The sequence below is a fragment of the Lachnospiraceae bacterium KGMB03038 genome (assembly GCA_007361935.1).
Taxonomy (GTDB): Bacteria; Bacillota; Clostridia; order Lachnospirales; family Lachnospiraceae; genus Massilistercora.
Genome location: CP041667.1, coordinates 2,946,661 through 2,967,723, shown reverse-complemented (window position 1 = coordinate 2,967,723; position 21,063 = coordinate 2,946,661). Strand labels below are relative to the sequence as shown.

At 46.5% G+C, this 21,063-nt stretch carries 23 protein-coding genes; 21 read left to right on the top strand and 2 right to left on the bottom strand.

The window, feature by feature from the left end:
* Positions 1–21: 21 nt before the first annotated feature.
* The 9 genes from FND36_14645 to spoVAE all read left to right on the top strand — a co-directional run bounded on the left by FND36_14645 (position 22) and on the right by spoVAE (position 6,357).
* Positions 22–1,440, top strand: a complete 1,419-nt coding sequence (locus FND36_14645) for a tetratricopeptide repeat protein (protein ID QDW75165.1) — start codon at positions 22–24, stop codon at positions 1,438–1,440.
* 104 nt (positions 1,441–1,544) lie between these two features.
* Positions 1,545–1,856, top strand: a complete 312-nt coding sequence (spoIIAA, locus tag FND36_14640) for an anti-sigma F factor antagonist (GenBank protein QDW75651.1) — start codon at positions 1,545–1,547, stop codon at positions 1,854–1,856.
* Entirely contained in the window at positions 1,857–2,312 is a 456-nt protein-coding gene (locus FND36_14635) for an anti-sigma F factor (protein ID QDW75164.1), read from the top strand.
* Complete coding sequence (locus tag FND36_14630; GenBank protein QDW75163.1) at positions 2,291–3,004, top strand: SigB/SigF/SigG family RNA polymerase sigma factor; 714 nt, start codon at positions 2,291–2,293, stop codon at positions 3,002–3,004. The genes FND36_14635 and FND36_14630 overlap by 22 nt, the downstream gene beginning before the upstream one ends.
* 237 nt (positions 3,005–3,241) lie before the next feature.
* A complete protein-coding gene (locus tag FND36_14625; protein ID QDW75162.1) occupies positions 3,242–3,928 on the top strand; it encodes a stage V sporulation protein AA in 687 nt (228 codons plus the stop codon).
* On the top strand, positions 3,882–4,304 hold the full coding sequence (locus tag FND36_14620) for a stage V sporulation protein AB (GenBank protein ID QDW75650.1): 423 nt from the start codon (positions 3,882–3,884) through the stop codon (positions 4,302–4,304). The genes FND36_14625 and FND36_14620 overlap by 47 nt, the downstream gene beginning before the upstream one ends.
* Before the next feature lie 177 nt (positions 4,305–4,481).
* Entirely contained in the window at positions 4,482–4,862 is a 381-nt protein-coding gene (locus FND36_14615) for a SpoVA/SpoVAEb family sporulation membrane protein (protein ID QDW75649.1), read from the top strand.
* 22 nt (positions 4,863–4,884) lie between these two features.
* A complete protein-coding gene (locus FND36_14610) occupies positions 4,885–5,916 on the top strand; it encodes a stage V sporulation protein AD (GenBank protein QDW75161.1) in 1,032 nt (343 codons plus the stop codon).
* A gap of 84 nt (positions 5,917–6,000) precedes the next feature.
* On the top strand, positions 6,001–6,357 hold the full coding sequence (gene spoVAE, locus FND36_14605; GenBank protein ID QDW75160.1) for a stage V sporulation protein AE: 357 nt from the start codon (positions 6,001–6,003) through the stop codon (positions 6,355–6,357).
* Between the two features lie 18 nt (positions 6,358–6,375).
* Here spoVAE and FND36_14600 read toward each other — a convergent pair whose 3' ends face one another.
* Positions 6,376–6,663: a GNAT family acetyltransferase gene (locus tag FND36_14600; protein QDW75159.1), complete on the bottom strand. Its 288-nt coding sequence runs from the start codon at positions 6,661–6,663 to the stop codon at positions 6,376–6,378.
* A gap of 33 nt (positions 6,664–6,696) precedes the next feature.
* The gene (locus tag FND36_14595) at positions 6,697–6,960 is read right to left on the bottom strand and encodes a hypothetical protein (protein ID QDW75158.1); all 264 of its coding nucleotides are present in this window, start codon (positions 6,958–6,960) and stop codon (positions 6,697–6,699) included.
* Positions 6,961–7,341: 381 nt separating this feature from the next.
* Here FND36_14595 and malQ point away from each other — a divergent pair, with 381 nt between their 5' ends.
* The 12 genes from malQ to FND36_14535 all read left to right on the top strand — a co-directional run bounded on the left by malQ (position 7,342) and on the right by FND36_14535 (position 21,062).
* A complete protein-coding gene (gene malQ, locus FND36_14590; protein ID QDW75157.1) occupies positions 7,342–8,817 on the top strand; it encodes a 4-alpha-glucanotransferase in 1,476 nt (491 codons plus the stop codon).
* Between the two features lie 106 nt (positions 8,818–8,923).
* Positions 8,924–10,552 (top strand): alpha-glucosidase, encoded by a 1,629-nt coding sequence (locus tag FND36_14585; GenBank protein ID QDW75648.1) that lies wholly within the window; start codon positions 8,924–8,926, stop codon positions 10,550–10,552.
* A gap of 123 nt (positions 10,553–10,675) precedes the next feature.
* Positions 10,676–11,740 carry a PTS sugar transporter subunit IIC gene (locus FND36_14580; protein QDW75156.1) on the top strand — a complete coding sequence of 355 codons (1,065 nt, stop codon included), beginning with the start codon at positions 10,676–10,678 and terminating at the stop codon, positions 11,738–11,740.
* A gap of 148 nt (positions 11,741–11,888) precedes the next feature.
* A complete protein-coding gene (locus FND36_14575; GenBank protein ID QDW75155.1) occupies positions 11,889–12,413 on the top strand; it encodes a cob(I)yrinic acid a,c-diamide adenosyltransferase in 525 nt (174 codons plus the stop codon).
* A 277-nt stretch (positions 12,414–12,690) separates the two neighbouring features.
* Positions 12,691–13,374 carry a GTP pyrophosphokinase family protein gene (locus tag FND36_14570; protein QDW75154.1) on the top strand — a complete coding sequence of 228 codons (684 nt, stop codon included), beginning with the start codon at positions 12,691–12,693 and terminating at the stop codon, positions 13,372–13,374.
* Positions 13,375–13,490: 116 nt separating this feature from the next.
* Positions 13,491–15,227 carry a DNA/RNA nuclease SfsA gene (gene sfsA, locus FND36_14565; protein ID QDW75153.1) on the top strand — a complete coding sequence of 579 codons (1,737 nt, stop codon included), beginning with the start codon at positions 13,491–13,493 and terminating at the stop codon, positions 15,225–15,227.
* Between the two features lie 178 nt (positions 15,228–15,405).
* Entirely contained in the window at positions 15,406–16,218 is an 813-nt protein-coding gene (locus FND36_14560; protein QDW75152.1) for a sugar phosphate isomerase/epimerase, read from the top strand.
* Between the two features lie 12 nt (positions 16,219–16,230).
* The gene (locus tag FND36_14555) at positions 16,231–17,163 is read left to right on the top strand and encodes a sugar phosphate isomerase/epimerase (GenBank protein ID QDW75151.1); all 933 of its coding nucleotides are present in this window, start codon (positions 16,231–16,233) and stop codon (positions 17,161–17,163) included.
* Positions 17,164–17,175: 12 nt separating this feature from the next.
* Positions 17,176–17,934 carry an N-acyl homoserine lactonase family protein gene (locus FND36_14550; GenBank protein ID QDW75150.1) on the top strand — a complete coding sequence of 253 codons (759 nt, stop codon included), beginning with the start codon at positions 17,176–17,178 and terminating at the stop codon, positions 17,932–17,934.
* Between the two features lie 24 nt (positions 17,935–17,958).
* Positions 17,959–19,254 carry a carbohydrate ABC transporter substrate-binding protein gene (locus FND36_14545; GenBank protein ID QDW75149.1) on the top strand — a complete coding sequence of 432 codons (1,296 nt, stop codon included), beginning with the start codon at positions 17,959–17,961 and terminating at the stop codon, positions 19,252–19,254.
* 44 nt (positions 19,255–19,298) lie between these two features.
* Positions 19,299–20,210 (top strand): sugar ABC transporter permease, encoded by a 912-nt coding sequence (locus tag FND36_14540; GenBank protein ID QDW75148.1) that lies wholly within the window; start codon positions 19,299–19,301, stop codon positions 20,208–20,210.
* Positions 20,211–20,219: 9 nt separating this feature from the next.
* Positions 20,220–21,062 carry a carbohydrate ABC transporter permease gene (locus FND36_14535; protein QDW75147.1) on the top strand — a complete coding sequence of 281 codons (843 nt, stop codon included), beginning with the start codon at positions 20,220–20,222 and terminating at the stop codon, positions 21,060–21,062.
* Position 21,063 lies beyond the last annotated feature (1 nt).

Here is a 21,063-nt window from a genome sequence, read left to right as displayed (position 1 = left end):
ATAAAAAGGAATCGGTCATTTATGGATTATACGATGAAACTTGTGTACCAGTCAAACTATTGGTACAATGACGGATTGAAAAAGGCCAATATCCGGGATCTGTCCGGGGCGATCAAATCCCTTCGGAAGAGTCTCCAGTATAACCAGGCGAATATTGCGGCCAGGAATCTGCTGGGGCTGGTCTATTACGGGCGCGGGGATGTGATCGAGGGCCTGGTGGAGTGGATCTTAAGTAAGAATTTTCAGTCCCATGATAATATTGCGAACTATTATATCAGCAAGGTGCAGGAGGTCCCTGGAGAGCTGGAGGCCATCGATCAGGCGGTGAAGAAATTTAACCAGAGCTTGGAATATGCCCGGCAGAACGGGGAAGACTTGGCGATCATCCAGCTGAAAAAAGTGGTGTCGGCCCACCCCGCGTATGTGAAAGCCTATCAGCTGCTGGCTCTCCTATATATTCAGACAGAGCAGTACGGCAATGCCAGAAGTATGTTAAGGACTGCTCACAAACTGGATACTACCGATGAGATCACATTAAAATATATGCATGAGCTCAACCAGATCCGGAAATCCCGGACGGTAAGGATCAAGGAAAAGGAGAAGGGAAAAGAGGAGCAGCAGACAGTTACGTACAGCATTGGAAATGAGACGATCATCCAGCCTGTGGCATCTGGATTTAAAGAGAACACAGGACTTCACACGATCATCAATATTCTGATCGGGCTGGTTGTGGGCGTAGCGGTTATGTGGTTTCTGATCATGCCTGCTGTGAATTCTTCCAGGCAGAGAGACACCAATGAACAAACAGCTCAGTTCAGCGACCAGATTGCCACCCAGGAGGCCCAGATCAGCGCTTTGCAGAAAGAATTAGAAGAATACCGCTCTACCAGTGAGGCCAGCCAGGATGCCCAGGCAACCGCTGAGTCCACGCAAGAGAGCTATGAGGCGGTTATCAATGTTTATCAGCATTTTAACGCCAATGATATGAGTGATAACGCTATGCTGGAGGAGATGCTGAAGATTAACGCGGATTCTCTCGGAACATTAGGGAGAGACCGGTACGAAGAGGTACGGGACTCTCTGTATCCAAGAATGTGCGAAAAGCTGTTCAATACCTCTCAGGAGAATGTTAATGTGGCGAACTATGAAAGCGCCATTTCTAATCTGGAACAGGTGATGCAGATGGATGCGGGATACCAGGATGGGCAGGCAATGCTGCTTTTGGCTCAGGCCTATGAAGGAAATGGCGATCAGGACCAAGCGAATACTTGGTATCAAAAGATTTTGGAGGATTATCCAGATACCGAAGCTGCCGCATCGGCCCAGGAGGCGCTGGACGCGCAGAATTCGGGAAGCAGTGATTCCCAAGGCGCAGCGTCAAACGGAGACGGAGATTCAGAAGATAACGCTTCCGGAAGTACAGATAGTGAAGAAAATTAGGTACGAAAGAAAAGGATATGCAAAAACCTGCATATCCTTTTCTTTTTATTTACCGCAGGAAAAAAGAGCCAAGGTGTATGAAAATCAATAAAAGGGGGAAGACTATGCAGTACCAGGTACAGGAAAACTGTCTGACGATTTTTCTTCCACATGAACTGGATCACCACAATGCGGAAGAGATCCGCAAAGAATCCGATCATTTGATCGAGAGAAACCATATCCGGTATGTTATCTTTGATTTTGCGCAGACCAATTTTATGGATAGCTCGGGGATAGGGGTGATCATGGGAAGGTATAAGAGAATCTATATGCTGGGAGGGGAAGTATGCGCTGTGCATACCAATGAAAGAATGAGGAAGATATTGACCATGTCGGGAGTAACTAAAATTATTCAGATCTATGAGGAGGAGAAGTAAATGGAAAATACCAATGAAATGGAATTGATCTTTGACAGCCGTTCGTCCAACGAGTCTTTTGCGCGCGTAACGGTTGCGGCGTTTATGACTTCTTTGAATCCTACGGTAGAGGAAGTTTCAGATGTGAAAACAGCGGTATCGGAAGCGGTGACCAACGCGATCATCCACGGATATGAGAATGAGGTACATAATATTTATATCCGCTGTCGGACAGAGGGGAAAACCCTGTATTTGGAAATTGAGGATAAGGGCAGGGGAATTGAAGATGTCGCGCAGGCTATGGAGCCATTGTTTACGACAAAACCAGAATTAGACCGTTCCGGTATGGGGTTCTCTTTTATGGAAGCTTTTATGGATAGTCTGGAAGTACTTTCAAGTCCTGGAAAAGGAACTATCGTTAAAATGAAAAAGACCATTGGAAAAGGACGGAAACTATGGACCACACAATCGCTTTGATCAGAAAGTCTCACGAAGGGGATGAAGAAGCGAGAGCACGTCTGGTAGAAGAAAATGAAGGACTGGTCTGGTGTATCGTCAAAAGGTTCCGAAACCGGGGCGTAGAGGCGGAAGACCTGTTCCAAATCGGGAATATCGGACTTTTGAAAGCAATTGACAAATTTGATCTGAAATATGAGGTGAAATTCTCCACCTACGCGGTACCTATGATATCTGGCGAGATCAAACGATTTTTAAGAGACGATGGGATGATCAAAGTCAGCCGATCTCTGAAAGAATTAGCCGGAAAGGCCAGCGTATGCCGGGAACGGCTGCGGGAGGACTGGGGAAGAGAACCGACGGTAACAGAGATCGCGCGGGAATTGGGGGTGGAGAGGGAAGAACTGACCATGGCTCTGGATGCGGGGGGAGAAGTGGAATCTCTTCATCGGCCTATTTTTCAAAAGGATGGGCAGGAGATCCGTTTAATGGATAAACTCCCTCAGGGGGAGGGAGGGGAAGATAAGGTTTTGGACCGCATGCTTTTGAATCAGTTGCTGTCCGCCCTCGGCCAGGAAGAACGGAAACTGATCTATCTAAGATATTTCGCCGACAGGACACAGTCCCAGGTGGGAGAAGAACTGGGAATTTCCCAGGTGCAGGTGTCCCGGCTTGAGAAGAAGATTTTAAAACAAATGCGTGAGAAAATCTAACAGGCATACCTATGTATATTTCCCGCGAAATTGATCCATACTAAATAAAACAAAACAGAAAGGACTGTGGGCAGTATGGATGAAGCAAGAAAGAAACTAAGGGTATGCCTGGTCTGCGTTGTGGCGGCCGCCGTTCTTCTGGGGCTGATCTATTATTTCGCGGACGTAAGCGGGGAGGCGGAAATCAGCGAAGGCACGCTGGTGAAAGTGGAGACGGAGAATGGCGGGAATTAGGATATGGGAAAAGGGAGCGCGACTGTTTATGTAAAGGCGGACAGAAATGTAGAAGTATCCTTTCCGAAAGTGACGCTGGGCGATGTTCTCCAGATTGAATGTACCGAGGCTCCGATGCTGGCCAGGATCAAGAAGATTCCGCTTCTGCAGTTCCCCAAAAGCCAGGATCAGCGGCAAAACCGCGCGGCAGTATCGATCTTGAAAGTGGTGGCTGGTATTCATTCTGTGTTTCCGGAGGCCGAGATACAGAATATGGGTGAACCAGATTTTATCGTGACATACGAGAAACAAAAGGATACAGGCGGGATACTCCATGTGGTCAAAGTAGGGGCCGTAACGATGATCAGCTTTGCGGGAGCGGCATTTTCGATTATGGCGTTTAACAATGATGTGGATGTGACGAAGCTGTTCGGCCAGATATATAAGCTGGTGACCGGAACGACCAGCGATGGTTTTACGATTCTGGAGTTTAGCTACTGCCTCGGCCTGATCATAGGAATCTTAGTTTTCTTCAATCATTTTGGCAAGAAACGGTTTTCAGCGGATCCGACACCGATGGAAGTGGAAATGAGGCTTTATGAGAATGATATCCAGACTACGCTGATCGAAAACTATTCCAGAAAGGGGACAGAGCTGGATGTGGATGGGGACATGGGCAGAACAGATCCTTCTGGCAGTCGTCGGGCTTAGCGCGGGTATTGTAGCGGCGGGAGGACTCTTTTCCTTTATCGTCGAACTGGGTGTGATTTCAGATTTTGCCGACCGGACCCATACGGGGGAACATATACTGCTCTACGAGACCAGCGTAGCTTTAGGAGGGATAACTGGGAACATCTTTTTCGTTTACCATCTTAGTATCTCGTATGGAGCGTGGCTTGCGCCAGTCTTTGGACTGTTCGCCGGTATATTTACCGGCTGCTGGGCTATGGCGCTGGCAGAAATTCTGAACGTATTTCCCATATTTGCCCGCAGAGCAAAACTGACGCGAGGAATTGCGCTTATCATCCTGGGGATCGCGCTGGGGAAAGGGATAGGGGCATTGCTGTTCTTTTGGCAGCGCTGGTAGGTGGGGCCGGGGTATTTTTAAAAATCCCCCGGCCCGGATTGAAAAAGCCCTGTCCCAAATTGATAATTCATGGAAAATGTGGATAAATAGGAGGTTGTTGTGGATAAACAGAGGCAGCAGGAAGCATATAAGAATTACGTAAAGCATAAGACGCCGGTCCATAGTCTGCCGGTTAATATGGCCAGGGCCTTTATAACTGGCGGCCTGATCTGTGTGAACGGACAAGGGATCTTGAATTTTTGTAAGGCTAGGGGAATGGAACAGGATGTCTGCGGAAGCTGGGCTTCAATCATATTGATCCTTTTGAGCGTGATATTTACCGGTTTTGGAATTTACCCAAAACTAGCGAAATGGGGCGGCGCGGGAGCGCTGGTGCCGATCACGGGATTTGCGAATTCCGTGGCGGCTCCGGCCATCGAGTATCAGAAGGAAGGTCAGGTTATGGGGATTGGCTGCAAGATTTTCACGATCGCCGGGCCGGTGATTTTATATGGAGTCTTTACGAGCTGGCTTCTGGGCCTTGGTTATTGGATTTTAAAAAGTATTGGAATACTGTAGAAAAATTAGGGAGGTGGACAACATGGGCGAGGACAATTTGAAGGGAAGTCCGATTCTGGGCAGGCAGAGCATTTCCTTTTCGCAGGCTCCTTATATGATCAGCAGCGCGTCTGTTGTAGGGCAGAAGGAAGGAGATGGCCCGCTGGGGAAATTTTTTGACGCCGTATGCCATGAACCTATGTTTGGGGAAGATACCTGGGAAGCGGCGGAAAGCACCATGCAGCGGCAGGCTTGTGTGCTTGCTCTTGGGAAAGCTGGGATGAAGCAGGAAGAAATCCGGTTCCTGTTTGGAGGCGATCTGCTCAGGCAAGGAACTGCTACCTCCCTTGGAGTCGAAAAGTTTCAGATCCCGCTGTTTGGATTGTACGGCGCCTGTTCGACATCCGGAGAAGCGCTTGCTCTGGCTTCTATGAGTGTGGCGGCTGGATATGGGGAGACGGTCATGGCAGTGACGTCAAGCCACTTTGGAAGCGCGGAAAAGGAATTCCGTTTTCCTTTAAATTACGCGAGTCAGAGACCCTTGTCTGCCCAGTGGACCGTAACGGGAAGCGGCGCGTTTCTTGTAGGAAAACGGGAAAGCCACGTGAAGATCACAGGGGTCACAGTGGGAAAGATCGTGGATTACGGATTGAAAGATGCCCAGAATATGGGGGCCTGTATGGCGCCGGCGGCCTGCGATACCATCATTCAGAATCTGGAAGATTTTGGGCGGATGCCGGAAGATTATAACCGGATCATTACGGGGGATCTTGGATATGTGGGACAGAGTATCTTGTTTGATCTTATGCGGGGGAAAGAATGGGATATTAAGAAAAATCATATGGACTGCGGGATGATCATTTATGATCAGCAAAAACAAGATACCCACGCTGGGGGAAGCGGCTGCGGCTGCGCCGCGGCAACGCTGTCCGCATATATCCTGCCCAAACTGGAAAGCGGCGAATGGAAGAGAGTTCTGTTCGTGCCGACAGGAGCGTTGATGTCTACGGTAAGTTTCAATGAAGGAGCCAGCGTGCCGGGAATCGCCCATGGAATCGTGCTGGAACATTGTTGAAAGCGAAAAAGGGACAGGGCATTTTTAATTTGGGCCGGGGGATTTTTAAAAATCCCCCGGCCCCAACTGAAAAGGAGGGACAATATGGACTATCTCAAGGCTTTTTTGATCGGAGGATTGATTTGCGCACTGGTACAGATTCTGCTGGACCGGACTAAGCTTATGCCGGGCCGGATCATGGTGCTGCTGGTATGCAGCGGCGCGGTTTTAGGCGCGCTGCAGATATACCAGCCCTTTCAGGAATTCGCTGGGGCTGGCGCCAGTGTGCCGTTGATCGGTTTTGGGAATCTTCTGTGGAATGGTGTCCGGGAAGCGGTGGACAAGGAAGGACTGATAGGGATTTTTCTCGGCGGATTTAAAGCAAGCGCCGCCGGGATTTCGGCGGCGCTGATTTTTGGCTATCTGGCTTCTTTGATTTTCGATCCAAAGATGAAAAAATAGTAAAAGCAAAATGGGGAATTATTTCATTTTGTTTTTGTCTCGCTTTTTCCAGTATTCGATATTTTCTTCGTAGGAATGGTTCAGCCACTGGACTGCCTCATCCAGACCCTCCTGGGTAAATGGAAATTCCCGAAGCGTCTTTTCTTCCTCTGGAGCGGCATCGAAACACCAGGGTTCCGCATAGATGCAAACATCCATCGTTTCGCTGTCTTTGGGAACATGCAGGCGGAATCTCATTCCGCGGTGTGAGCCGCTGTAAGGCTGCCGCTTCAGATATTTTATGGAAAGACCAGGGATAGAAATCATAGGAACCGTCTCCTTTCCAGAATTTTGGCATTTCTATTCTTCGATAACCTCAATTTCCAGATAATCAAAGTCAATGGAGTCTACGAAATTATCTTGATAGAATCGGGCTTTGCTGTGGCGCTTGAATTCTTCTATGGTGGAATCCAGCCAGATAGGCTTGCTTAGATCGAATTCGTAGCAGATTTCTTCCAGGGCGTGAAAGATCTTGTGGGTTCTGGTATCATCGGTCTTGTCGCAGATTACGGTGTCCCGCACCAGATGGTTGCTCTTCCATTCTTTTCCCCATAAACGGAACATAGTCATCACCTCGTAATAATCGGATAGTATCAATATAAATCTTTTTGGGCGGGATGTCCAGAAGGATTTGGCGATTATAAATACTTGGACAAGAAAACCCCGGAAGGACAAGACCCTGAATGGATAACGTACTATGGCTGGAGCAAAGCGACTGGTATATATTTTCTAAATTTATATCTCCACATAGGTTGAAGGCCCACCTTAGTCTGAATCAAGGATATATGGTATTTCCATAGGATAAAATGTCGATTTCGTAAAAGTGAAATCCCAAGCACATAAAATGTCAATTTAGTATAGTTGAAGGTCACAAACGTGAATTGAAAAAGCTTCCACAATCGGATAAAATAAAACCATAAATAGAGTTATTGAAAGGGGTAAACCATGAGAGAATCAGGCATCCTGATGCCCGTCTTTGCCCTCCCCTCCCGGACCGGCGTGGGAGAGCTGGGCAGGCAGGCGTATGAATTCATCGAACTTCTTGGCAGGAACGGCGTGAAAATCTGGCAAATACTGCCGCTGAACCCAGTGGGCTACGGAAACTCGCCTTATCAGCCCTATTCCTCCTGTGCGGGGGATGAAATCTATATCAGTTTAGAGCCGCTTTGTGAGGAAAGACTGTTAGATAAACGGCCGGAAGCGTTTTTAGAACAAGAGCGGCGGGTGCGTTACGAGGAAGTACGGGCGTTCAAGGAGCCGTACTTGCGGGAAGCCTTTGAAAATTTTGAGTCCGTACTTCAGAATGATTTGAAAATGGCAGAAGACTATCAAAAATTTTCCGCTCAATCTTGGGTAAGAGAGTACGGCGTGTTCCAGGCCCTGAAGCAGACCAATGAGGGAAAATGCTGGAACGAGTGGAAGGAAGAAGATAAAAACTGGCCGGAAGAAAGAAGAGTTCTTTCAAAAGCAGAGGAGGCGGAAGCCAAATATCAGATGTTCCTCCAGTATGAATTTTTCCGCCAGTGGATGCGGGTAAAAGAAAAGGCCAGTGAACAGGGAATCCGAATTATGGGGGATGTGCCGTTCTATGTGGGAATTGACTCTGTGGACGTGTGGGCGGGAAAGAAGAATTTCCTTTTGGATCGGGACGGAAGAGCCGTGTTTATCGCGGGAGTGCCGCCAGACTATTTCAGCGCCACCGGACAGCGGTGGGGCAATCCCATTTACGATTGGGACTATATGAAGAAGAACGGATACCAATTTTGGGTAGAGCGGATTGGTTATAATCAAAAGCTTTTTGATATTATCCGGATCGACCATTTCCGGGCATTTGACACGTACTGGAAGATTCCGGCGTCCTGCCCTACCGCAATTGAGGGCGAGTGGGTGGAAGCGCCTGGATATGAAGTGATAGACACCCTTTTGGAGAAAATTCCGGGAGTCAGCCTGGTAGCAGAAGACCTGGGAGATCTGCGGCCAGAGGTACTGACACTGAAGGAGCATTATCATCTGAAGGGGATGAAAATTCTAATTTTCTCTTTGAAAACGGACGGAAAATACGCTTACGATGAGTTCCATGATGTAGAAAACATGATCATTTATACAGGAACGCATGACAATGACACGCTGATGGAATGGTATCAGGGACTGACAACGGCAGCAAAGCGCAAATTGCGCCGTTTCCTGAAACGCAAGGGCTTTGGCCAGGGCAGCATAAAAGACCGGCTCCTTGGGTATACTTGGAAGAGCCGGGCAGAATATGCGGTTGTGCCTATGGCTGACATTCTGGGACTTGGCCGGGAAGGACATATCAATACACCGGGGACGGTAGGCTCACCAAACTGGGAGTGGCGGATGCCGGACATGGCGAGGATGAAAAAAGCTCTTGAAGAATACCATCATCAGATGCAGGAGCGATAGAGTGAGAAACTGTTGAATATCAAAAAGGGACAGGGCATTTTTAATTGGGGCCGGGGGCTTTTTAAAAATCCCCCGGCCCCAACTGAAAAAGGAGGATACACAGATGATGAAGAAGCAGGAAAAATGGTGGCAGAAAGCGGTGGTTTATCAGGTTTACCCCAGGAGTTTCCAGGACAGCAACGGGGATGGGATCGGAGATATTCCGGGGATCACCAGCCGATTGGATTATCTGGCGGATTTAGGTATCGATGCGGTTTGGCTTTCGCCGGTCTACCGGTCGCCACAGGATGATAATGGATATGACATTTCCGATTACCAGGATATTGATCCCATGTTTGGAAATCTGGAAGATATGGAGCGGCTGATCCAGGAAGCTGGGAAGCGGAATATCCGTATTGTGATGGATCTGGTACTGAATCATTCTTCTGACGAGCACCGCTGGTTCCAGGAGGCAAAGAAAAGCAAGGACAATCCTTATCATGATTATTATGTGTGGAGAGATGGGAAGGAAGGCGTTCTTCCTAATGAGATGAAATCTGTATTTGGCGGCCCGGCCTGGGAGTGGGTGCCGGAAATCGGCCAGTATTATTTCCACCAGTTTTCTGTGAAACAGCCGGATCTGAACTGGGAGAACCCCAAGGTGCGCCGGGAGATCTATGATATGATCCTGTGGTGGATGGAAAAAGGCGTAGGCGGGTTCCGGCTGGATGTGATCGACCAGATTGCCAAGGAACCGGATCAGGGGATCACCAACAATGGACCGCGGCTCCATGAATTTCTGCGGGAACTGAGTAAAGAGACTTTCCAAAAGGGAGATCTGATCACGGTAGGGGAGGCCTGGGGCGCTGATGTGGAGCGGGCCAAGCTGTACAGTAATCCAGATGGAAGTGAATTTTCGATGGTGTTCCAGTTTGAGCATATTTTACTGGATCAGGAAGAAGGAAAAGAAAAATGGGACCTGGCGCCGCTGCCTTTTGTGGAATTGAAACGGAACCTGGCAAAATGGCAGACGGAACTGATGGACAAGGGCTGGAACAGTCTGTTCTGGGATAACCACGATCTGCCAAGGATCGTCTCCCGCTGGGGAGATGACGGGAAATACCGCGTGGAGTCCGCGAAAATGCTGGCCACAGTGCTCCATGGTATGAAGGGAACGCCTTACATTTACCAGGGAGAGGAGCTTGGCATGACAAATGTGCGATTTGCGGATATCAGCCACTACCGGGACATTGAGACGCTGAATATGTATAAAGAGCGGATGGAGAAAGGATATTCGGAATCGGAGATCATGAAATCCATTTACGCAAAGGGAAGGGATAACGCCCGGACGCCGATGCAGTGGGATGAGGAAAAGAACGCTGGATTTACCGCGGGAACGCCCTGGATAGAAGTAAATCCTAATTATACCGAGATCAATGTAAAGAAAGAGATGGAAGATCCGGATTCTGTTTATCACTATTACCAGAAACTGATCCGCCTTAGGAAAGAACAGGATATTTTTGTGAACGGGGATTTTCAGCTTCTGCTGGAAAATGATCCGGCGATTTTCGCTTATGAAAGAAACGCGGACGGCAAAACGATGCGGATGCTGGCGAACTTTACAGGAGAGCCGGCTTCCTGTGAACTCCTGGAAGATTGCCGGGAAGAGCAGATTTTGATCCACAATTATGAGTCGCTGCCGGCAGGCGGTATTCTGCGCCCTTACGAGGCAATGATGGTGTGGATAGAAAAATAGAAAGATAAAAGCAAATGTTCTTTTTCTTGATTTCATATAAATAACATGATAAACTTGTCTGGTGACAAGACACATGTCGTTACAATGTTTGACATAGTTATTGCAAAGTGAAGGAGAAAGAACATGGAAAAACTGAAGAAGATGCTGGACAGAATCTTTATTGAGGGATTGAGCGCCATGGCTCAGGGGCTTTTCGCGACCTTGATCATCGGGACGATCATCCAGCAGATTGGAACTTTGATAGGGGGAACCGCAGGAGATTTTGTCTTTGTGATCGGAAAGGTGGCCGCTTCTCTGACGGGCGCCGGGATCGGCGCCGCGGTGGCATATAAATTCAAAGAATCTCCTTTAGTGGTGATTTCCGCGGCCACGGCCGGGATGGTGGGCGCATTTGCCAGTAATCTGCTGGCCGGGACTGTACTGGTAGAAGGTTCGATGATCTATGCCGGACCGGGAGAGCCGTTAGGGGCGTTTATCGCGGCATATGTAGGGATCTTCTTTGGACATTTGGTATCCGGGCGGACCAAGGTGGATATTTTGGTGACGCCTCTGGTGGCCATCGGGACAGGATCGGCAATTGGCCTGCTGGTAGGACCGCCGATCTCTGGCTTTATGAATTGGCTTGGATCCCTGATCAACTGGGGAACAGAACAGCAGCCATTTCTGATGGGGATCGTGGTTTCTGTACTGATGGGAATGATCCTGACCCTGCCGATCAGTTCCGCGGCCCTGGGTATCATTTTAAATCTGTCGGGTCTTGCGGCGGGAGCGGCAACCGTGGGCTGCTGCTGCAACATGGTAGGATTTGCGGTGGCCAGCTACCGGGAAAATAAGATTGGCGGCCTGCTGGCCCAAGGGATCGGGACATCCATGCTGCAGGTTCCCAATATTGTGAAAAAACCAGTGATCTGGCTTCCGGCGATCATTTCCAGCGCGGTGCTTGGACCTGTTGGCACAATGGTGCTCCACATGACCAGCAACGCGACTGGATCGGGAATGGGAACAGCCGGGCTGGTAGGCCAGATCATGACATGGCAGACCATGATCCAGACAGAGCCGGCTATGGCCGTGCTGGTGAAGATCCTTGTGATCCAGATCCTCCTTCCGGCGGCGGTGACGCTGGCAGTATCCGAGTTTATGAGGAAAAAGGGCTGGATCCAATTTGGAGACATGAAACTAGAGTTGTAATTGATAAGAAACTGCTGGTATAATAAAAACAATGATTTTTATTATACCAGCAGTTTTTATGTGGAAGGCTGCAAAGGAAATAGAGGCAGGCAATCCACTTTTCTGACGCGGATCTGCGGAAAACAACAGGAGAAAGCGGGGAATAACCATGACAGGCACCGGCAAGATACACATCTATTACGGAAATGGAAAAGGAAAGACAACGGCGGCTGTAGGCCAGGTCATTCGGGCGGCTGGAAGAGATCTTAAAGTGCTGGTCTTCCAGTTTTTAAAAAATAATAGTTCCGGAGAGCGGAAGATTCTGGAACAGGTGCCTAATATTACCTGCCTTCCCGGCCGGGACCGGGTAAAGTTTTATAATCAGATGAACGGGGAAGAAAAGGCAGAGCTAAAGCATTATAACACCAAGGCGCTGGATGAGATCGTAAAGTTCTGCAGTCCTTTTGATGTGCTTTTTTTGGATGAAATACTCTGCGCGGTAAAATTAAACCTGCTGAATGAAGATAAACTAATGAGTTTTCTCCAACATAAGCCAAGAGGACTGGAGATCATTATGACCGGACACGAAGTATCGGACCGGATGTTGGAGCTTGCGGATTATGCGACAGAGATGGTCAAGGTGAAACACCCTTATGACCATGGGACAACGGCAAGAGAGGGGATTGAGTTTTAAAGTAACTATTCAGCCATGCGGCTGACTGAAAAAAACAGCACGGCAAGTTTACTTGCAAGGGGCTGTTTTTTATCAGTCAGACATATGGCGTTTAGCCATAAGCGAGGATTTAGCCACGATAGTGGCGGAAAAGCAGCGGCAGCTGCGAATCCGAGCTGTAAGGCTGAATAGTTACGTTTAAATCTTAAATTACTATGAAATTCAAGACAATTCTGTTTCTTATATGGTATACTATTAAGCAATACGGAATAAACTCTTCGGCTTTTTGAGAGGAGTGATGTGCTTGCAGAATGCGATTAAGAATTATGAGGATGTGGACAGCTGGAAGACGATCATGTTTCTCTATACTTCAGCGTTAAAGGAAGTGGGGACCAAGCTGGAGATCTTGAATGATGAATTTCAGCATGTCCATCAGTACAACCCCATCGAACACATCAAGACAAGGGTGAAGACCCCTGAAAGTATCGTCAAGAAGTTGAGAAGGTACGGATATGAAACTTCAATAGAAAACATGGTGAAATATGTCAACGACATAGCGGGCGTCCGGCTGATCTGTTCTTTTACCTCAGATATCTATCGACTGGCGGAAATGATCGGCAACCAAAGTGATCTTAAGGTCCTGTCGATCAAAGATTATATCAAGAACCCGAAGGAAAGCGGGTATAAGAGCTATCATATGCTGGTATCCGTGCCAATCTTTCTTTCAGATAGCGTGGTGGACACGAAGGTAGAAATACAGATCCGTACGATTGCTATGGACTTCTGGGCCAGTCTGGAGCATAAAATTTATTATAAATTTGAGGGAAACGCTCCAGAATATATCAGCCGGGAACTGCGGGAATGTGCGGAAATGGTATCAACTTTGGATGAAAAAATGCTTTCTCTGAACGAAGCGATCCAGGATTTCCTGGAAAAGCAGGAAAAGCAGATAGCCGGAAAAGACAAGAAAGAAGAAAAATAAAAGCCGAACAGAGTTCTATACGTACGGCAGGGCCTGGGTGTATCTCAGGCCCTTTGTTTTAGCCGGCGCTAAAGAGGAAAAGAACCAAGAAGGAAGAAAACAGGAAGGACAGGAAGATGAAATATGACAAGATCCAAGAAGGCAGGTTTATAGACCGTCCCAATCGTTTTATCGCCCATGTGGAGCTTGATGACAGGGAAGAAACAGTTCATGTGAAAAACACAGGCCGATGCCGGGAACTTCTGATTCCAGGAGCCGCAGTTTATGTCCAGGATGGACAGAACCCTGAGAGAAAGACGAAATGGGATCTGATCGCGGTACAAAAGCAAAACCGTCTGATCAACATGGACTCCCAGATTCCCAATCAAGTGGTCCGGGAGTGGCTGGAGAAAGGACATTTATTCGAGAATATCACAAGGATCCGGCCGGAATATACCTATGGAAATTCCAGGTTTGATCTGTATGTAGAGGCGGATGGAAAGAAGGCGCTGATCGAGGTAAAAGGTGTGACACTGGAGGACAACGGGGCGGCGCGCTTCCCGGATGCGCCCAGTGAACGGGCGGTGAAGCATCTGGAAGAACTGATCCAGGCAATACAAAATGGATATGAAGCGTACGTATTTTTTGTGATCCAGATGAAAGACGTACGATATTTTACCCCAAATATAAATACCCATCCCCAATTTGGAGAAGCCTTGAAAAAAGCGGCCGCGGCAGGAGTAAAAATCCTGGCCTATGACTGCCAGGTGGAGCCGGACCGGATCGAAGCGGCGGATCCTGTGCCGGTGGTCTTAGAAGATCCGGAACTCTACGAAATCCGGGGGCCGCTGGTAGAATGGTACCGGGAACATCACCGGGATCTGCCCTGGCGAAACCAGCCTTCTCCCTATCATGTGTGGGTATCGGAGATCATGCTCCAGCAGACAAGAGTAGAAGCGGTAAAGCCTTATTACCAAAGATTCCTTTCCGCGCTTCCTACCGTCAAGGATCTGGCGGAGGCGCCGGAAGACCAGTTGCTAAAATTATGGGAAGGGCTTGGCTACTATAACCGGGTGCGGAACATGCAGAAAGCCGCCCAGCAGGTGATGGCAGATTGCGGTGGAGAGTTTCCGGTTACCTATGAAGGCATCCGCTCTCTGAAAGGAATCGGCAACTATACGGCAGGAGCCATCTGTTCGTTTGCCTACGGGATTCCGAAACCGGCGGTGGACGGCAATGTGCTGCGGGTGATCATGCGGCTGACCGGAGATGATTCCGATATTATGAAGCAGAGTACCAAAAAGCAGGTGGAGGAGAAGCTGGAACGAGTGATTCCCGCTGAGGCGGCCAGCGATTTCAATCAAGGACTGATCGAGCTGGGAGCAATTGTGTGCGTGCCAAACGGGCAGCCAAAATGTGAAGAGTGTCCGCTGGCGTATGTGTGCCGCGCCCGGATTGAGGGAAGGATTGAAGAACTTCCGGTAAAGACCAAGGCAAAAGACCGGCGGAACGAGAACCGCACGATCCTGGTATTCCGGGACGGGGAGAAGACTGCTATCTGCAAACGTCCGGATAAAGGACTGCTGGCAGGCATGTATGAACTGCCTAATTATCTGGGGCATATGTCCAGGAAAGAAGTGACAGAGTACAGCAAGGAGATTGGCCTTATGCCGGTCAGGATCAAGAAACTGCCGGAGGCGAAGCACATTTTCAGCCACGTGGAATGGCATATGATCGGGTACGAGGTGAGAGTGGATGAATTGGAAAAGACCAATGAAAAGGGATTTTTGTTCATCCATCCGGAGGAAATCCAAGAGAAATATCCGATCCCGGCGGCTTTTGGGAAGTATCTGCCGTTTGGCGGAGTGAAATAGTCTTTATATATTAGTGCATAGAAAGTGGCGCGAAGTGACAATTTAAACTTGTCGCTTTGCGCTATTTTTTTGACAATTTTTTGGAAAATAAAAAAATGATTGACAAAGTGAAAATGCAGTGATATTGTTAGAATATAATATAAATATATTTGTGATATATCACAGAAAGGAGGAAAAATTGTTAACAGCGATTAATGGAGCAACCACAATGCCATATTCTCTTGAAGAGGATATACACTTTGCGGCTAAAGTCGGGTTTGACGGAGTAGAAATCTGGTGGGATAAGCTGAAAGCGTATTTGAAAGATCATACTGCAGAATCTCTGGCAGAGGAAATGGAAAGATGTGGGATTATTCCTGTAGGTGTATGTCCGTTTTTGGTATCAGCTTTTCGAGATACAGAAAAACTAAGGGAAGAGTTTAAAAGTGCCCTTGATGCGGCGGATCGGATTCAATGCAGACTTCTAACGATTTGCCCAGATTTCAGACCTGCGTGGATGAGCGTGGAAGAAGGTCTGAAACGGCAGGCAGAAGAGTTTTCCTGGTATGCAAAAAAAGCAGAAGAAAAAGGGATCAGACTTGCGATTGAGCCGATCGGAGGACATACACTGGTACCTGGGCCAACGGAAGCTCTAAGACTGATCGATCTGGCAGGAAGTCCCCCAAATCTGGGGATTGTACTGGATACCTTCCATTACATGCGTTCTGGGATCACGCAGAATGAAATTCTATCCATACCTGCGGAAAAACTTTATATTGTACATATTAATGACAGTGAAAGAGGTATGGCAGAAGAATTGCAGGACAAAAACCGTTTATATCCATTTGAAGGATGTATTGATTTAAACCTTTCCAGGAATCTTCTGGATAAGATTGGATATTGCGGATATTGTTCGGTAGAGGTGTTCAGGCCAGAATATTGGGAACAATCTTCTGAAGACATTCATGAGAGAGCTTTTGAAAGCGCAAAAAAATTTGTAGAGAAGAAATAGGAGGAAATCAAAATGTTCTTAGGTGCATCATCATGGGTTTTTAGCTGGGCTCCGCCGTATCACGAGGCGATCAACAGCATTGCGGATTTGGGATTTAAAGGTGTAGAGCTGACGATTTGGAATAATGAGTTCCGAAAAGAATACTATACCTCCAAGACAAATAAGGAACTAAGAAAACTGATTGCTGATAGAGGGCTTACACTGACGAATCTGTTCTGCCTTCCATCAGGGCAGGCAAGTATCTATGAGCAGGATCGGAAGAACTGTGTGGATGAGTTTCGCGCCAGTGTGGAAGTAGCAAAGGAATTAGGCGTAGATCTTTTGACGACTTGTACATCCTGTCCATTTGAGTTGGAATTTCCATTTGAGCAGACAAGACCAGTAAGCCAGACCTGGACAGTCGATATTCCTAAAGGAGCGGATTTTAAGAAGAACTATGAGGATTTTATAGAAGTTCTGAACAATATGGCAGATGTATGTAAAGAATATGATGTCCGTCTGGCTTTAGAGCCTCATCCGCATCGAATTATGAAAAATGCCGACTCAATGCTTCGCATTTTAGATAGAGTGGATAACCGCTATATCGGTTTAAATCTTGATCCCAGTCATTTGTTCCCAATGGGGGAAATGGCGCAGGTAGTGGTATATCAGGTAAATAAAAGTATTTTCCATGCGCACTTTTCAGATAATGATGCGCAGAGCAATGCTCATTGGAGACCGGGAAAGGGCAAGATTGATTGGAACGCAACGGTAAGAGCGCTCTCTGAGATCGGATATAATGGAGCGATTTCTTTGGAATTAGAAGATGTTCCCGGCGCGGCTGGTTTCCCTGGTTTCCATAGGGATCCTAACAGCCAGCCAGAAATTTTGAAAAGAGAATATAAACTTGCCAAAGAATATATGGAACGGGTATTTGAAGAAGAAAATTTAACATTAGACAAATAAAGGGGACATATTATGACGACATATACGATCAAGCCTATTTTAACAGGTTACCAGTATTTAGATAAAGGAAATTACGCAACCTTCCGCAAGGGTACTGGAAAGATATTGGAGATGCCTGTATTTGCTTTTTTGATCGAGGGAGGCGGTCACAAATTCCTGGTAGACACAGGTATGAGTGATACAGAACATTCAGTGAAATATCATCATGACGGCAGACAAGAGAACGGGCAGGCTATCCACGAACAACTTCACAAAATGGGGATTAAGACTTCAGAGATCGAAAAGATTATTTTCACTCATCTCCATTGGGATCACTGTTTTAATTTGGAACAATTTAAAGAGGCAGAATTGATCGTAAGCAGAAAGGAATATGAATTTGCTTTAAATCCAATCCCGTTTTATTGGGCTTCCTATGAGTATCCAAAGGCTACTGGACTTACGCCGCCGTTTGCGGGCAGAAAATTTACACTAACGGAAGGAGAGACAGAAATTGCAGAAGGTATTTACGTAATTCCGACGCCAGGGCATTCTCCAGGACATTCCGCAGTTTCCGTAAATACGGAAAAAGGAAATTATATGATTGTAGGAGATCTTATGTTTCTGCGGGAAAATCTGGAGGAAGATAAGGAACATGGCTGGCCTTTTACTCCGCCTGGCCGTTTCTGTAATATTCTGGAGATATGGAGCAGTATTGAATTAGTAAAAGAGCGGGCAGATTTTGTTGTCATGACGCATGATCCCTATCATTTGGGGACGGAAATTTTACCATAGCAAATATCCTGGAAGGAGGAAATCATGAAAAAAGTTATATCGGTTTGTTTAATTGGAATCATGGTATTATCGATGTTAGCCGGCTGTGGCCAGGACACAGAGGAAGGACAGAGCGGCGAAAAGGTCGAACTTATTATTGAAAGTTGGAGAGCGGATGATCTGACAGTTTGGGAGGATAAGATTCTGCCAGTGTATGAAGAAGAGCATCCCAATGTAGACATTACTTTTAATGGTGTAGTGAATACAGAATACGGTACCACGTTGACAACAAAACTGAAAGCAGGAACTGCTGGAGATATTATCATGGTGGAGCCTTATGATTACCGGACCAGTCTTTATCAGGAAGGTTATCTGGCAAAACTTAATGATATTGAAGGGTTGAATATTAATGAAGATTTGTATGAAGAGTTTGCGATCAGTGCATGGAGTACAGATGAAGGAGACATCTTTGGAGTGCCATTGGCAGCATGCACACACGGATTTATTTACAATAAAACGGCTTTTGAAGAGCTGGGACTGGAAGTTCCAGAAACAACGGATGAATTCCTGAAGCTTTGTGAAGAGATCAAGGGTACAGACTATATTCCGATTGCTTTTGGAACCGGAGATGATTATGTGAATTCTGTATACGGATTTAGTTTGGTGGCGCCGAATTTCGTGAAAGGTGAAGAAGGACGCCAGGGATTGATTCATGGAACAAAAAAATTCACAGATCCTGAATTTATAGAGGCGTGGGAATTCCTGGATGCCTGGAAACCATATCTGCCAGATGGATATGAAGGAATTTCATATGCGGATATGCAGAATCTCTTTATTTCTCAGCAGGCGTTGATCTTCCCGGCAGGATCCTGGGATGTATCTGTCTTTAATAATATGTCTGACGGCTCTTTTGAAATGGGAGCTTTCCAGGTTCCTGTGCCGGAAGAGGGAGCTTCCAGGTATGTCTGCAATCATCCTGATATGGGACTTGCACTAAATGATGCCAGTGAACATCGGGACGAAGCAATCGAATTTTTGAAATGGACAACTACAGAAGAATTCGCGAAATTATGGAATCAGGAAATCCCCGGATTTTTCACACTTTCCAAACATGAAGTAGAGTTGGAGGATCCTCTTGCGTTAGAAATGTTCTCTTGGACAGAAGAAGCAGAAAGCACACCGCGAATTGCCTATCAATATTTATCCAGAGGCGAATTTAATACAGATGCAGAGATTATACGTATGACTGGACTGATGTTTGCGGGAGAAATGACACCTCAGGAAGTTGCGGAAGAAATGCAGAAGGGATTGGAATCCTCGTATACTCCGATCGAGGAATAGGATTTAAGATTGCTGCCGGCAGAACACCGAGATAGGAGAAAGCCATGAAATTAAAGAAAAAACGAAAATGTATCGTACTGTTTGTTTTACCCGCTTTTGTTTTATATACACTATTTATGATTTACCCGATTTTTACTTCAATGAAGCAGAGTCTATATGTATTAAATGATTCTAGAGAATTGATTTTTGCGGGATTTTCAAATTATATTGACTTGCTTACAGATCCTGGATGGAGAGAACAGCTTTTGAGAGCTTTGGGGAATAGTTTTAAATTTTTCTTAATCAATATGCTGATCCAGAATCCAGTGGCTTTACTCATTGCGGCGCTTCTGTCGGCGAAGACAAAGGGAACGCATGTCTACCGGACGATTTTATATCTTCCGGTAGTTCTCTCCCTTGTTATGGTAGCCTTTGTGTGGCAGATGCTGCTGAATCCGACTTGGGGTATCGCGGAAGATTTCTTGAGCTTATTTGGGTTGGAAGGAGCATTTGCCCCATGGCTTGGGCAGGAATCTACTGCATTAAATACAATGGCTTTGATTTCAGCATGGCAGAATCTAGGTGTGCCTATCCTACTATATTATTCCACGCTGATACAGATCCCTGGAGAACTGATCGAAGCCTCTGCGGTAGATGGCTGCAGTGGGATAGGAACCTTCTTTAGAATCAAGCTTCCTATGACAATGCCCATGGTTGCTACAGTTTCCTTAATGACTTACATTTTTAACTTTAATGCATTTGACTTGATTTACGCAATAAAAGGACCATTGGCAGGACCTAATTTTTCGACAGATACAATGATGTCATTTTTCTTCAGAACCTTTTATGGACATGAGCTTCAACAGCCAAATGCACCCATGGGAGCGGCGATTGCCTGCATTATTTTATTTATATTAATGGGTGGCGTTGTTATTTACCAGTTATGGAGCAGACAGGCAAATAAGAGATTGGAATAGGAAGTGTGCATGATGAAAGAAAAGAAATGGAATTATATCGGATCTGTGGGAAAACATGCTGTTTTGATCAGTTTTAGTATATTAGCGCTTTTCCCAATTTTAGTAATTGTTATAAATTCATTCAAAGAAAGAACTGCAATTTTCAGTAACCCCTATAGCATTCCAAATTCAGATACGTTTAGTTTAATCGGATATGAAACGGTATTGGAAAGATCCAATTTTACTCTTTACTATAAAAACAGTCTGATCATTATGCTGGGAGCACTGTTTTTGATCCTTTTTTTTGGAACTATGGCAGCGTATGCAATTGCAGAATATAAAGTCAAGATCAGTAATTTCTTATTTGTATATTTCCTGATCGGTATCATTGTTCCAATCAGGCTGGGGTCCGTTGGAATTTTGGAAATTATGGTCAATCTCCATTTGACAAATACCTTGACAGGATTAATTCTGATCTATACAGTGGCTGGCCTGCCATTGGCAATCTTTATCCTGACACAGTTCTTTCGGCAGATTCCGGTTTCTTTGAAAGAAGCGGCCAGAATTGATGGAGCCAGTGAGTGGAAAATCTATCTGATGACTTTGAATTATATTAAACCAGCCATCGCTTCGGTTGCGGCATTTTCTGTCGCACCTATTTGGAATGATATTTGGTGGCCCCTGATCATTGCACCTGCAGAAGAAGTCTGTACAGTAACAATGGGAGCACAGAAATTCCTAGGGCAATTTTCCAACGATTGGAATGCGCTTTTATCTGCGCTGTCTATGGCCATGGTGCCGTTGGTTCTGCTGTATCTGATCTTCTCGAAACACATTATGAGAGGTCTTGTAGATGGAGCTGTGAAAGGATAGA

What these genes read in the sequence shown, in the direction of transcription:
- FND36_14610 (QDW75161.1), top strand. Translation starts at nt 4,885, where the DNA reads ATGGGCGAGGACAATTTGAAGGGAAGTCCGATTCTGGGCAGGCAGAGC.
- FND36_14540 (QDW75148.1), top strand. Translation starts at nt 19,299, where the DNA reads ATGAAATTAAAGAAAAAACGAAAATGTATCGTACTGTTTGTTTTACCC.
- FND36_14575 (QDW75155.1), top strand. Translation starts at nt 11,889, where the DNA reads ATGACAGGCACCGGCAAGATACACATCTATTACGGAAATGGAAAAGGA.
- malQ (QDW75157.1), top strand. Translation starts at nt 7,342, where the DNA reads ATGAGAGAATCAGGCATCCTGATGCCCGTCTTTGCCCTCCCCTCCCGG.
- FND36_14620 (QDW75650.1), top strand. Translation starts at nt 3,882, where the DNA reads ATGGGGACATGGGCAGAACAGATCCTTCTGGCAGTCGTCGGGCTTAGC.
- FND36_14535 (QDW75147.1), top strand. Translation starts at nt 20,220, where the DNA reads ATGATGAAAGAAAAGAAATGGAATTATATCGGATCTGTGGGAAAACAT.
- FND36_14645 (QDW75165.1), top strand. Translation starts at nt 22, where the DNA reads ATGGATTATACGATGAAACTTGTGTACCAGTCAAACTATTGGTACAAT.
- spoIIAA (QDW75651.1), top strand. Translation starts at nt 1,545, where the DNA reads ATGCAGTACCAGGTACAGGAAAACTGTCTGACGATTTTTCTTCCACAT.
- FND36_14550 (QDW75150.1), top strand. Translation starts at nt 17,176, where the DNA reads ATGACGACATATACGATCAAGCCTATTTTAACAGGTTACCAGTATTTA.
- FND36_14615 (QDW75649.1), top strand. Translation starts at nt 4,482, where the DNA reads ATGGCCAGGGCCTTTATAACTGGCGGCCTGATCTGTGTGAACGGACAA.
- FND36_14635 (QDW75164.1), top strand. Translation starts at nt 1,857, where the DNA reads ATGGAAAATACCAATGAAATGGAATTGATCTTTGACAGCCGTTCGTCC.
- FND36_14570 (QDW75154.1), top strand. Translation starts at nt 12,691, where the DNA reads ATGTGCTTGCAGAATGCGATTAAGAATTATGAGGATGTGGACAGCTGG.
- FND36_14630 (QDW75163.1), top strand. Translation starts at nt 2,291, where the DNA reads ATGGACCACACAATCGCTTTGATCAGAAAGTCTCACGAAGGGGATGAA.
- FND36_14545 (QDW75149.1), top strand. Translation starts at nt 17,959, where the DNA reads ATGAAAAAAGTTATATCGGTTTGTTTAATTGGAATCATGGTATTATCG.
- spoVAE (QDW75160.1), top strand. Translation starts at nt 6,001, where the DNA reads ATGGACTATCTCAAGGCTTTTTTGATCGGAGGATTGATTTGCGCACTG.
- FND36_14555 (QDW75151.1), top strand. Translation starts at nt 16,231, where the DNA reads ATGTTCTTAGGTGCATCATCATGGGTTTTTAGCTGGGCTCCGCCGTAT.
- FND36_14600 (QDW75159.1), bottom strand. Translation starts at nt 6,663, where the DNA reads ATGATTTCTATCCCTGGTCTTTCCATAAAATATCTGAAGCGGCAGCCT.
- FND36_14625 (QDW75162.1), top strand. Translation starts at nt 3,242, where the DNA reads ATGGGAAAAGGGAGCGCGACTGTTTATGTAAAGGCGGACAGAAATGTA.
- FND36_14580 (QDW75156.1), top strand. Translation starts at nt 10,676, where the DNA reads ATGGAAAAACTGAAGAAGATGCTGGACAGAATCTTTATTGAGGGATTG.
- FND36_14595 (QDW75158.1), bottom strand. Translation starts at nt 6,960, where the DNA reads ATGTTCCGTTTATGGGGAAAAGAATGGAAGAGCAACCATCTGGTGCGG.
- sfsA (QDW75153.1), top strand. Translation starts at nt 13,491, where the DNA reads ATGAAATATGACAAGATCCAAGAAGGCAGGTTTATAGACCGTCCCAAT.
- FND36_14585 (QDW75648.1), top strand. Translation starts at nt 8,924, where the DNA reads ATGAAGAAGCAGGAAAAATGGTGGCAGAAAGCGGTGGTTTATCAGGTT.